Origin of the sequence: Pedobacter sp. ok626 (genome assembly GCF_900100435.1) — a bacterium.
In the GTDB taxonomy this organism is placed as follows: Bacteria; Bacteroidota; Bacteroidia; order Sphingobacteriales; family Sphingobacteriaceae; genus Pedobacter.
Genome location: NZ_FNEX01000011.1, coordinates 33,773 through 45,826, shown reverse-complemented (window position 1 = coordinate 45,826; position 12,054 = coordinate 33,773). Strand labels below are relative to the sequence as shown.

The window sequence follows — 12,054 nt, the reverse complement described above, 5'->3', positions numbered from 1 at the left end:
GTAAGGAATTTATTTCAAAAATCACCGTACCTGTAACACACTTAATACAACCTGCTATGGTCATTTTAGATATTTTTGTGTGTTAACCTTTCAAGCGCGTTATCATTAACGCAACCAAGTATAAAATGCAATCGCCGGAACTCGAGTGCAGGTAAAACAAGAACCACAAAACAAATGAAAGTAAAGTACATCATTTACACCCTACTTATTGTCGGGGCAGCTTATTTAATCTATTACAGAATTTCGGCGAATAAAAAAATCGCAGCAGAGGGAGCAAGCATGGGCAAAGGCGGCGGCAAAGGTGGTCCTTCTAAAGGTTTACAGGTTGATGGAATTGTAGTTACTGCGGGCGACTTTACCAACGATCTGGAAGTCACGGGGACTTTGGAAGCCAACGAATCTGTTGAACTGCGCAGTGAAGTATCCGGTTTAGTGACCAGTATTAATTTCAAAGAAGGTGCTAATGTAAGTAAAGGCAGTTTGCTGGTTAAGATTAATGATAGAGATATACAGGCGCAATTACAGCAAGCGCTAACCAAGCAACAGCTATCTGCCACCAATGAAAACCGATCAAAACAACTGTTGGAAAAAGGTGCTATAAGTCAGGAAGAATATGATACCTCGCTTGCCGATCTACAATCTTTAAAAGCACAAACTCAGCTGATCCGGGCGCAACTGGCAAAAACGGCCATCTATGCACCTTTTAGTGGCAAAATTGGTTTGCGCTCCATTTCGGTGGGCGGTTACATCACGCCGACAACACTTATCGCAACCTTATCCAGTGTAAACCCTTTAAAAATCAGCTTCTCTGTTCCTGAGAAATATATCGGCCAGATCAAACTGAACTCAGAAATGTCGTTTACTACGGATGGACTTAATAAAACATTTAGTGGTAAGGTTTTCGCCATAGAACCGGGCATCAATACGCAAACCCGAACTTTACAAATAAAAGCACTGGTACCCAATCCCAACGATGAACTGCGTCCTGGCTCTTTTGCCAAAATAAAACTGGCGCTAAGTACCGTAAAAGATGCTTTATTAATTCCGAACCAAGCCATCATCCCTGTATTAAAGGGAAAAACCGTTTACATTACTAAAGATGGTAAAGCAGAACAAGTAGCAGTTGAGGCAGGTACGCGCACTGCTGATCACATTGTGATCACATCGGGTTTAAATGTTGGTGACACTGTATTAACAACCGGAGCAATGGCCTTAAAACCAGGTGCACCAGTTAAAGTAACAGTGATAAATCACAAGTCTAAGATATGAGTATTTCCACCACCAGTATAAAGAGGCCAGTACTGGCCATTGTGATGAACCTGGCGATCCTCTTATTTGGGGTAATCGGGTATAATTTTCTGGGTGTAAGGGAATATCCAAACATCGATCCTACAGTAATTAATGTACGGACATCTTACCCGGGGGCCAATTCGGACATTATTGAATCACAGATTACTGAACCACTCGAAAAATCCATTAATGGTATCGACGGGATCAGAAACATCTCCTCATCAAGCAACCAGGGAAGTAGTAACATCACCATCGAATTTAACCTAAATAAAAACATTGATGACGCGGCCAATGATGTGCGCGATAAAGTATCTGAAGCGGCCAGAAGGCTACCTAAAGATATTGATGGTAATCCGGTTGTAAGTAAAGCTGATGCGAGCTCGGATGCCGTGATTACGATGACCATACAGAGTGATAAACGCAATGTAATGGAGTTGAGTGATTATGCAGAGAATGTAATTGCGGATAGGTTGCAAACCATTACCGGTGTCAGTAGCGTACAAATCATGGGGCAAAGAAAGTATGCCATGCGTATTCGCATTTCGCCGGATAAACTGGCTGCTTACGGCTTAACAACCCAGGATATTGTAGCGGCACTTGATAAAGAGAATGTGGAATTGCCTTCTGGAAAGATCACAGGAGCTAATACTGAGCTCATCGTAAAAACATTAGGAAAATTAACCACTGCAGATGAGTTCAATAACCTAATCCTGAAAAATGAGACCGGCAATGTAGTCCGTTTAAAGGACATTGGTTTTGCAGAACTGGGCTCGGAAAACGAAGAAACAGTATTAAGAGAATCGGGCAAACCGATGGTTGCCGTGGGCCTTATCCCCCAACCTGGCGCAAATTACCTTGATATCTCTAAAGAGTTTGACAAACGTTTTGCCCAATTGGAAAAAGATGTTCCATCTGATATTAAATTGAACATCTCTTTAGATACTACCAAATTTATTAAAGCATCAGTAACGGAGGTTGCAGAGACCATTATCCTCTCTTTGATTCTGGTAATCCTGATCATATATTTGTTTTTCAGGGATTGGGCTATCGCCATACGACCGCTTATTGACATTCCAGTATCACTGGTATTCACCTTTTTTATCATGTACATTTTTGGATTCTCCATCAATGTACTTTCATTATTGGCCATTGTGTTGGCAACGGGTCTGGTGGTAGATGATGGTATCGTAGTTACAGAAAACATCTTTAAAAAAGTAGAAGAGGGCTATTCTCCTTTCGAGGCAGCCATAAAAGGCTCTAATGAGATCTTTTTTGCCGTAATCTCCATTTCCATTACCCTCGCTGCCGTATTTTTACCCGTAATATTCTTACAAGGCTTCGTGGGCCGGCTGTTTAGGGAGTTTGGAGTGGTAATTGGAGCTGCCGTTTTAATATCGGCCTTTGTATCGCTTACTTTAACGCCGATGTTGAATGCCTATCTGATGAAAAAAACAGGGCATAAAAAAACAAGGTTCTACGAAATAACGGAGCCATACTTTGTAAAACTGAATGAAGGTTACGCAGAAAAATTAAATAAGTTTCTGGACAGAAAATGGTTAGCCATTCCGATTATCATGGTCTGCGTTGGCCTGATTGTGTTGTTCTGGAAGATATTACCGAAGGAAACCGCTCCTTATGATGATCGAAGTGCGATTAACATGAACCTGACTACGCCTGAAGGTTCTTCATTTGCGTATACAGATAGGTTTATGATGAAAATAAACCAGATGGTTAACGACTCGGTACCCGAAAAGAAAGTAAATATTACTATCACTTCTCCAGGTTTTGGCGGTTCAGGCTCTACCAATAGTGGATTCGTAAGGATGGGTTTAACAGATCCTTCAGAAAGAAATAGAACTCAGGCGGAGATCGCAGCTGACCTAACCAAGATTACCCGTAAATATTCGGAAGGAAAAGTAGTGGTTACTCAACAGCCTACCATCTCCGTAGGTCGTCGTGGTGGACTACCTGTCAATTATATCATCCAGGCGCAGAACTTTGAAAAGTTACGCGAAAAGGTCCCATTGTTTATGGAGGAAGTGGCTAAAGATCCAACCTTCACTACTTCGGATGTAAACTTAAAGTTCAACAAGCCCGAAATTGACTTGACTATTGACAGGGATAAGGCCAAAAACCTCGGCGTATCAGTTGCGGATATTGGTACAGCCTTGCAACTAGGTTTAAGTGGTCAGCGTTTCTCCTATTTCTTTATGAATGGAAAACAATACCAGGTGATTGGTCAGTTTGAAGTTGGCGATCGTAAAGATCCATTAGATCTGAGCTCGGTATATGTACGCAATAGTAATGGAGAACTGATCCAACTGGACAACCTGGTAACCGCAAAAGAAGAAAGCAGTCCGCCACAACTTTACCGTAACAACCGACTTACAGCCGCAACAGTTTCTGCTGGTCTGGCACCGGGCAAAAGCATTGGAGAAGGTATCGCTGCAATGGACCGGATTGCCGAAAAAGTATTGGATGAAACTTTCACAACAGACCTTGGCGGTGAGTCACGGGACTTCAAGGAAAGTTCTTCAAATACGCTTTTCGCCTTCGGATTGGCCTTGCTACTGGTTTATCTGATTCTTTCGGCGCAGTTCGAAAGCTTTATAGATCCGATTATCATTATTTTAACAGTACCTATGGCTGTTGCCGGGGCATTTTTATCCCTCTGGTTATTTGGTCAGAGCTGGAATATATTTAGCCAGATTGGCACGATCATGTTGATTGGTTTGGTAACCAAGAATGGTATTTTGATTCTTGAGTTTGCCAACCAGCTTAAAGAACAAGGAAAAAGTGTGCATGATGCGATTAGGGAGGCTTCAGTTTCGAGGTTAAGACCAATCCTAATGACCAGTTTAGCCATCGCTATTGGTGCTCTTCCTATTGCCATGGCTTTAGGAGCCGCAGCGAAAAGTAGAATGGGTATGGGAATTGTAATTGTAGGCGGAACCACCTTTGCATTGATCTTAACCCTATTTGTGATTCCAGCCATCTATTCATACTGGTCAAAAGAACACAAAACGAATACTGAATTAGAACAATCATTAAAAGCAGCATTGAAACATGAAAAGGATTAATTACATGTTAGGGACACGCCTTACTGTTGTATTTTGTTTAATGACCGTTTTGGCGATGTACACGCAACTGGCTTCTGCACAGCAAAAGCTAGGCTTAGAAGAAGCCATAAGCATTGCGCTAAAAAACAACTATGATATTAAACTCGTAAACAACGATATTCAAATTGCTAAAAATAACTTAAACCCAGGAAATGCGGGTATGCTGCCTCAATTAACGGGTAGCTTTAGTGATGGTGGCAGCAGACAAAACATTACCCGTACACAAAGTAATGGCAACCAGCAAACACTTGATGGGGTAAGAAACACCAATATGAACTATGGGGCTGCATTAGGCTGGACTATATTTGATGGTTTACAAATGTTCACCAATTACGAGCGCCTTAAAGAATTGCAAAAGCTGGGTGAGGTGAATGCAAAAGCAACCATATTAACTACGATCAGTAGTGTGATTAATGCCTATTATACGGTATTGAAAGAGCAGCAGTTGGTTGTGGCCAGAGATAGTGCATTGGATATATCACAATTGCGTTTAACAATTGCCAACAACAAATTGAGCATTGGTAGAGGCTCCAAACTGGATGTCCTGGCTGCCAAAGTAGATTACAATACAGATACATCGGCATATTTGCAGGAGATTAATTTGTTAAAAACTTCAAAAACTTCCTTGAATCAAGTAATGGCTAGAGACCTCAATATTGATTTTAAGGTTGCTGAGCGAATTGACATTGATAAGGCATTGAACTTAGCCACCCTGGAAGGCCAGATGGCACAACTAAATCCTGATCTGCAAAATGCTTTCATCAATAAGAAAATAGCAGAACTCAATTTGAAACAGGTTAAAGGGCAGCGCTATCCGGTAGTTGCTGTAAACGGTGGATACGAATTTCAAAACAGCGCCAGTCCGACGGGCTTTAATACCCAGCAGCGTTCCAACGGCTTTACTTATGGTGTTACGGCTAGCCTAAATATCTTTAATGGCTTTTTACAGCGCCAGAATGAGCGAAATGCCAAGATTGGAATCAACTCTTCTGAATTGAGCTTTGAAAAAACGAAACAGGATATCAATGCACAGTTGTTGCTCACTTATCAGAATTACAGCACCAACCTTGATTTGCTTAAAATTGAGAAAAACAATGTGGATATCGCAAAACAAAATCAAGACATTACGCTTGATAAATACAGATTGGGTAGCATCTCTCCTTTAGAGCTAAGAGAGGCCCAAAAGAATTTCATCGATGCGATAACCCGCTATCTAAATGCCCAGTACGAAGCAAAATTAACAGAAATTAGTCTAAAAGAAATCAGTGGCACTTTAAATATTCAATAAGATTACTATTTTTAGCAAATGATTCTAGTAGCAGACAGTGGTTCCACCAAAACAGATTGGATGGGTTATAGCCCAAATGAACAAATCAACTTTAGCACACAGGGTATAAATCCTTACTTCCTGAATGCGCATGACATTTTCAAACTCTTTTCTAAAAAGAAAGAAATTGCTCATTTAGCAAGCCAGGTTAAGGAAGTTTATTTCTTTGGTGCAGGGTGTTCTTCTCCTGATAAAATAGAAATTATATCCAATGGGCTGTCTTCTTTCTTTACGAATGCCTATGTTGCTGTTGAACATGATTTGATGGGTTCCGCGTATGCTACTTGTGGGGATAAGCCAGGCTTAACCTGCATTTTAGGTACAGGTTCCAACATCTCCTATTTTGATGGTAAAACTTTGCATCATGGTATGCATGGTCTGGGCTATGTATTGGGTGATGAGGGCTCGGGCACATGGTTTGGTCGTAAACTGATCACATCCTACCTGTACAATCTAATGCCTGCTGAACTCAGCTTTGAATTTGGACAAGAGTTTCATATCGATAAAGAAACGGTGATTACTAATGTATATCAAAAACCAAGTCCAAATACATACTTAGCTTCTATTAGCCGCTTTATGATCAATCATAAAACGCACCCTTTCATTGTAAATATCCTACGCGAAGGCTTTCAGGAGTTTGTAGATAGCAACATCAAGGATTATAGCGAATATAAAACCCTGGATACTCACTTTGTGGGTTCTATTGCCTTTTACTATCAAGATATTTTAAGAGAGGTATGCTTAAAGAGCCATGTTAAAGTAGGTAAGATTTATCAGAAACCTATTGAAGGAATTTACAATTACATTCTAAGAAAAGAAGGCATTACCGTTTAGTGTAATTGCCTAATTTTCCTTATTCCGTATACCACTCCCGCGACTAACAAGGCAGCGACTCCACCATCCACAGGCACATCTGGATCACCACCCGGAAGGCCCGGATCATCTGTACGTATACCCATTGCCAGGCTAAAACTCAACATAAAAATAAAAAGCAATACATATTTCATCCGACTTAGTTTTTTAAGATTTTAAAGGAAGCAATGATTTTATTACTTTTCTGATCTATCAATTGTAGGATATAAATTCCCTTTATCAATTGGCTACAGGACAACTGCACCGGAATACCAGGTTCAAGAACAGCTAGGTCATTGCGCCATACCTGCTCAGCGGAAATGTTACGAATTATAACTTTCAGGTTTTTCCAGCTCTGATTGACAGCTTTCAAATAAATCAGCTCATTTACCGGATTGGGATAAAATAAAAATGGGCTATCAGACAACCCATTTATTGGCTCATTTATCTTTATCGGTTCTAGTAGTAAAGAAAACCGTTCCTTGCCATACGATGCCCCGACTGCCGTATTTATAGAAAAGTGATGTGTGCTTTCTCCTGCGGCTATAGGGTAATGTACATCCAAATAATGATCGATTAATGTTAGCTTTTCCTGGTTGTTGAAAACTGCATTAAACTTAAAAGTATATGTACCAGTAGTCCAGCCCTTCACAAACAACTTAATTATCTTTCGGCCTGTATCTATCGCCCGTTCATCAATTGAAAGCTTATTCCCATTTGTGGCTAAACCCGAAATACTTAAATGTCCTTCTCCTATTTTAGCTGCATCAGCATCGTTAATTTCGTTACTGCCGGAAGGATGTAAGGTTAAAATATAGTCGTCGGACAGCGATTCCTTATTTAGGGTTATTTTTATCCTGGTTTTCCTATCGTATCGCACTAGATCTGTTTCTTTATTTACAGACGAAAGTATTCTCGAAAAGCCCGAAACCACTGCCCCAGATTTTGCCTGTTCGGTAAACGTAAGCTCGCCGGTGCTATTGCCACTATTTACTTTAACAAAGAAACCGGCACCTGAATGAATGAGGTAAGCGGGATCATCTGTTACCCGATAGGCATTATTTTTTGGATCAAATACCCATAAAAAGGGACTCATATTTACCTTTTGTAAATTACCCCATAACAATGTCGAAGCATAAGGATTTCCCAACAAATTATATCCATCACCTTCCCCGCCTGTATCTCTATTCCGCAAAACTACCTTAAGTTCACCTGTAAATAATTTGCCACTATAATTAATCAGATAGGGCTTTGGATTCGAAAATGGTGTTGTTTGTATTTGATGTACATAGGCATTTGGTTCTGTCCTACTTCCCCTTGAAAATACATAAAACCCTTTTCCCATAAGTAAATTTGTCCCCATGCTGGCTATGCCGGCATACTTCTGAGAGAGGCTTCCGGGCAAGGATTGATCATGTGTGTAAATCGTGGAGTTGTTATTCGGAGAAAGATCGAAACCATTATTTATACCACCTGTCCCTGTTACAAACATACTTTGCTGAATAGCATTTAGGTTATACAATTTTGGCTCCGCCAACGATTGGTACACAGGCGAACTTAACAGCCACCAATTGCGTGCAGTAGAAGGTGCTAAAAAATCACCATCAATAAACTGTTGAACAGTCACGTTACCGATAATATTTGCAGCGTTGATGTTTTGAATGGGCATCAAAACAGCGTAATCAGTCGCCCCTGTCGCAAGCATCGTCAGGTTGCCATTAGCGTTTAATGTTCCTTTGATCAGTTCAACCTGCTTACTCACCTTCAGTTTTGCTTGTAGTAAGGCTGTGCCTGAGTTGAGGTTTACTTCTAAACGAGAAACAGCGCAGATTCCCGAGCCGGAAAAGGTTAGCAAGGACTGATCCCCAGCAAATATCAGCGCTCCGGCATTTTCGTTCAATAAAATTGCCCCATCATTTACCACATCATTTTTAAACACCACTCGTACGCCCTCATCTAAAATTATTGATGAAGATGAGCCTATTTCTGTCTTACAGTTGACTTCTAAATCAGTCCCTAACAAAAGCCTACTACCTGGTTCAAGTATAAGGCTGTTTACGATTAAAGAAGTACCAGCCGGTATTCGCAATTCCCGCCCTGCTTTAATAGTAATATTGGCGTATGGCACAGGGATCGTTCCAGAGCTCCAGTTGCCTTCATCGTCCCAATTGTTTGTTCCATATCCACCTGTAAATTCATCTACCAGCGGAGTTTGTATAGGATTTATCTCTTGCGCTGAAACACTGATAAAAGCTGTTGGATTGAGCTGATTTCTGTATTCCGCGGAAAGCCATTCTTTCCGTCTTATTACACGCAAAGTCCTCAGCTCATCAATCATCCCATTGAAGTACCGATCGTCTTGTTTACTCTTGCCAATACTATACCTTCCAATGTTTTTCATTCGTAAATTAACGATAGCATCTCCACCCCTATACACGCCGTTGATATAAATCTCCTTTTGCTGGCGGTTATACATCACCCCAACATAATACCAGGTCCCCGCAGTGAGCGCCATAGTCGACTTTCGGATGAAATCACTTGATAAAACGATATACCCCTCTGCATCTATTGTAATCCGAAATCCAACACCTAAAGTATCGTTGGCAAGAATAACCTGTTCGCGGCCAATTTCATGAAGTTTCAGCCATAGCGTAACATACACATTTGAATTAGTATCAGGCGCAGCATGCATTGAGGTTGTAGATCCATTAAACCAGAGTCCAGCACCAATCTTGCCCTCCTGAAAATTAGCCACACTTACCCCAGAATCACCGATCATATCATTGTTTGAACTCTGATTGGCACTCCTACTGCTTGCAGGTGGAATATCCGGGTTTATATGCCAAACGTTTTGATAATCATTGCCCCAGGTAGCGCGACTTTCTGCAGAGAGGGGATTATGCCTTTGGGTTGAACCATAGTAAAGATAAAGCTCATTGACTCCGGGATTGCCTGATGCAATCAATTCTTTTATCCGAACCCAACACATTAATTTCCCTTTCAAAGGATCATAAGCGTCGAGTTGAAAATGAATCGGTATATCTGGCTGTAGAACACTAGCAAATGAGATATCTAGTTCCGTATTTTGCCCTTGATATACACAACCAGTAGGCTGCTTCAAGTCCCGATCTTCAAGTTCGATGAGCACAGAGAATTCTAACAAATTAACTCCACCCTGGATCATGGATTTGTCAATAGAGATCTTTTTCCGAAAGTTATAACTCGGCATCCAAGCCTGCCCGAGTACATTCTCATAAGTCGTGAGGGCAAGCAGCAAAACGACGATCCGTTTAAACCAAAAAATTGAACAAAGAATCATTATTTAACATTTAATTACAAAATAATCAATGAGTTAACAAACAACTCTCAATGTTAAATAATGGAATCCACATTCCATGTAAAAAAATACAATTACGACGAAAACGCAGTTATTTTGATTTTTACAGAATAAAAAATGCTTAAGCTTCTATCTTTTTGGCCATCCTTTTATTCATCTCTTTTCGGACCCTTGTTGCTACCCATTCTAATTTTTCTCGATCTTGGGGCAAAAAGACTCTTTGCTTTTTGTCAACAATGCACACACTGCCCACATGAAAACCTTCATCGGTAATTATAGGTACTGCAGCATAAAACTTCATTCCCATTTCGCCGGCAATTAAAGCATTTGACATCAACCTGGGAGCCATCGATAGCCCCTCAAATAGGTCGCCTTTTTCATTAATAATCGCCAAAGAACAAATACTTGTCTCAGTATTGAGATTTGATTCCTGATTGTTCTCGATTTTAACTTTTGACCAAACAGCGTCCAGATCAATAAAATTAATTACGGCGATATCCGTATCAAATAGCGTTGCTGTTAATATGGCCAAATCATTAAAAACAGATTCTGATTTAGTATATATTAGGTTATATCTATCTAATCTCTCTAGTCGGGACTGCACGGTCGGCACAATGCTTCTCCTTATTTTCTTTTCCAAAATCTTCCTATGTAGCATAGTAATTTAAGGCAATTACTATACCCTATTCAAATAGTACGCATTTACATTATGCTTAAGCACTTTTCAGACCTAAGTGTATAATTTACATCACGAAGCATGGGGGCAAAAATTACTCAAACTGGTGAATAATACTCCAATCAGCCTCATTCCCCGCCCTACAATAACCCCCTAGTTTTCAGTCGGTTCAAAACCTATAAACACCCATTCGTTCTTGGCATTCTTTTGATACCACACTTTATAGCTCTTATTTGGGGGAATAGTAAAATGAAAAGAAAGTTCCTTTTCAGTAGCATTTTTAGGAATAAAACCCGGAAGTAAGGTATCTGCGATGAGTTTTATTTGCGATTCGGGATGCATAGATTACAGCTTTAATTAAAGAATTTAGTTTAAAAGTTCATTATACACAAAATTTATCTTATAATTGGTTAATTAATTGCTATTTGATAAGAATGAAATCTATTTTTAACCTCTCGTTATTGCTCCTAACGTACTTGTTTAGCTTTGGGCAGGAATATCCCAGGTCTACACAATATATCTTTAACAATTATTTAATTAACCCTGCACTTTCCGGAATAGACAATTATACTGACCTAAAGCTGGGTTACAGAAATCAGTGGAAAGGACTTGAAGGTGCGCCTGTTACCCAATATATTTCTATACACGCTCCAATTGGAGAGGACTTTGTAAGAAGTTCAGTAAACTCTTTTTCGGGAGCCGGATACAATCCTTTAAGCCGTAGTTATGTGGATACCTATACATCAGCAGAGCCACATCATGGAGTTGGTTTCTATGCATTGACAGATAAGGCCGGCCGGATCAGGCAAACCAATATAAACGGAACATACGCCTATCATTTGGGTCTTAGTTATGATGTCAATCTCTCTCTTGGTATTTCTGCCGGTTTAGCCTCTACCAGCATTGATGTGGCAAGTGTACTTGTGGACAATACTTCTGATCCGCTTTTATCTGCGGATTACAATAATAAAATAAGACCTGATGTTGGTGGTGGTGTATGGCTATATAGTCCGCGATTTTTTGTTGGTGCTTCGGCAAAGCAGATATTAGGTTATCGTTCTCCAACGCCAAACAAACAGACCAATTTATCGGCTTACCAGACCACTACATTTTACGGTACTGCCGGCTATAAGTTCTTTGTTGATGAAGATATAGCTTTTATTCCCTCAACCTTGCTCACCTATTGGTTAAGCGCTCCTATGACTTTAGATGCCAACCTTAAGATTGCCTACCAAGATAAGTTCTGGATTGGTGGCAGCTACAGAAACAATGATTCCTTTTCCGCACTTGCCGGTTTTAATGTTGCGTCATTAATAAACATCAGCTATTCCTATGATGTGACCACATCTGCATTACGAAACGTTAACAATGGCACACATGAGATCGTATTGGGTATCTTGTTGAATAACCGTTATGACGTGAAGTGCTCTACCCGTCAGTTTTAACACATTTT

9 protein-coding genes are annotated in these 12,054 nt (G+C 40.3%); 5 read left to right on the top strand and 4 right to left on the bottom strand.

Annotation, left to right across the window (positions count from 1 at the left end):
* The first annotated feature begins 174 nt into the window (after positions 1-174).
* The 4 genes from BLS35_RS15695 to BLS35_RS15680 are packed head-to-tail and all read left to right on the top strand — an operon-like array spanning position 175 to position 6,570.
* Complete coding sequence (locus BLS35_RS15695) at positions 175-1,269, top strand: efflux RND transporter periplasmic adaptor subunit (protein ID WP_090782724.1); 1,095 nt, start codon at positions 175-177, stop codon at positions 1,267-1,269.
* Complete coding sequence (locus BLS35_RS15690) at positions 1,266-4,370, top strand: efflux RND transporter permease subunit (protein ID WP_090782722.1); 3,105 nt, start codon at positions 1,266-1,268, stop codon at positions 4,368-4,370. Before BLS35_RS15695 ends, BLS35_RS15690 begins: the two co-directional genes overlap by 4 nt.
* On the top strand, positions 4,357-5,697 hold the full coding sequence (locus tag BLS35_RS15685; protein ID WP_254778923.1) for a TolC family protein: 1,341 nt from the start codon (positions 4,357-4,359) through the stop codon (positions 5,695-5,697). The genes BLS35_RS15690 and BLS35_RS15685 overlap by 14 nt, the downstream gene beginning before the upstream one ends.
* Before the next feature lie 18 nt (positions 5,698-5,715).
* A complete protein-coding gene (locus tag BLS35_RS15680) occupies positions 5,716-6,570 on the top strand; it encodes an N-acetylglucosamine kinase (protein ID WP_090782720.1) in 855 nt (284 codons plus the stop codon).
* Here BLS35_RS15680 and BLS35_RS27855 read toward each other — a convergent pair.
* From BLS35_RS27855 to BLS35_RS15665, 4 genes are all read right to left on the bottom strand, one after another.
* A complete protein-coding gene (locus BLS35_RS27855; protein ID WP_165973325.1) occupies positions 6,567-6,743 on the bottom strand; it encodes a PID-CTERM protein-sorting domain-containing protein in 177 nt (58 codons plus the stop codon). The genes BLS35_RS15680 and BLS35_RS27855 overlap by 4 nt on opposite strands.
* A gap of 5 nt (positions 6,744-6,748) precedes the next feature.
* On the bottom strand, positions 6,749-9,907 hold the full coding sequence (locus BLS35_RS15675) for a LamG-like jellyroll fold domain-containing protein (RefSeq protein ID WP_090782718.1): 3,159 nt from the start codon (positions 9,905-9,907) through the stop codon (positions 6,749-6,751).
* 139 nt (positions 9,908-10,046) lie between these two features.
* The gene (locus BLS35_RS15670; protein ID WP_254778921.1) at positions 10,047-10,565 is read right to left on the bottom strand and encodes a GAF domain-containing protein; all 519 of its coding nucleotides are present in this window, start codon (positions 10,563-10,565) and stop codon (positions 10,047-10,049) included.
* A 189-nt stretch (positions 10,566-10,754) separates the two neighbouring features.
* Positions 10,755-10,943 (bottom strand): hypothetical protein, encoded by a 189-nt coding sequence (locus BLS35_RS15665; RefSeq protein ID WP_090782714.1) that lies wholly within the window; start codon positions 10,941-10,943, stop codon positions 10,755-10,757.
* A 92-nt stretch (positions 10,944-11,035) separates the two neighbouring features.
* Between BLS35_RS15665 and BLS35_RS15660 the strand changes: the two genes are divergently transcribed.
* Positions 11,036-12,046, top strand: a complete 1,011-nt coding sequence (locus tag BLS35_RS15660) for a PorP/SprF family type IX secretion system membrane protein (RefSeq protein ID WP_090782712.1) — start codon at positions 11,036-11,038, stop codon at positions 12,044-12,046.
* Positions 12,047-12,054 lie beyond the last annotated feature (8 nt).

Bases quoted from the DNA above. Each gene is read 5' to 3' on its own strand.
- BLS35_RS15695 (WP_090782724.1), top strand. From the start codon at position 175: ATGAAAGTAAAGTACATCATTTACACCCTACTTATTGTCGGGGCAGCT.
- BLS35_RS15690 (WP_090782722.1), top strand. From the start codon at position 1,266: ATGAGTATTTCCACCACCAGTATAAAGAGGCCAGTACTGGCCATTGTG.
- BLS35_RS15685 (WP_254778923.1), top strand. From the start codon at position 4,357: ATGAAAAGGATTAATTACATGTTAGGGACACGCCTTACTGTTGTATTT.
- BLS35_RS15680 (WP_090782720.1), top strand. From the start codon at position 5,716: ATGATTCTAGTAGCAGACAGTGGTTCCACCAAAACAGATTGGATGGGT.
- BLS35_RS27855 (WP_165973325.1), bottom strand. From the start codon at position 6,743: ATGAAATATGTATTGCTTTTTATTTTTATGTTGAGTTTTAGCCTGGCA.
- BLS35_RS15675 (WP_090782718.1), bottom strand. From the start codon at position 9,907: ATGATTCTTTGTTCAATTTTTTGGTTTAAACGGATCGTCGTTTTGCTG.
- BLS35_RS15665 (WP_090782714.1), bottom strand. From the start codon at position 10,943: ATGCATCCCGAATCGCAAATAAAACTCATCGCAGATACCTTACTTCCG.
- BLS35_RS15660 (WP_090782712.1), top strand. From the start codon at position 11,036: ATGAAATCTATTTTTAACCTCTCGTTATTGCTCCTAACGTACTTGTTT.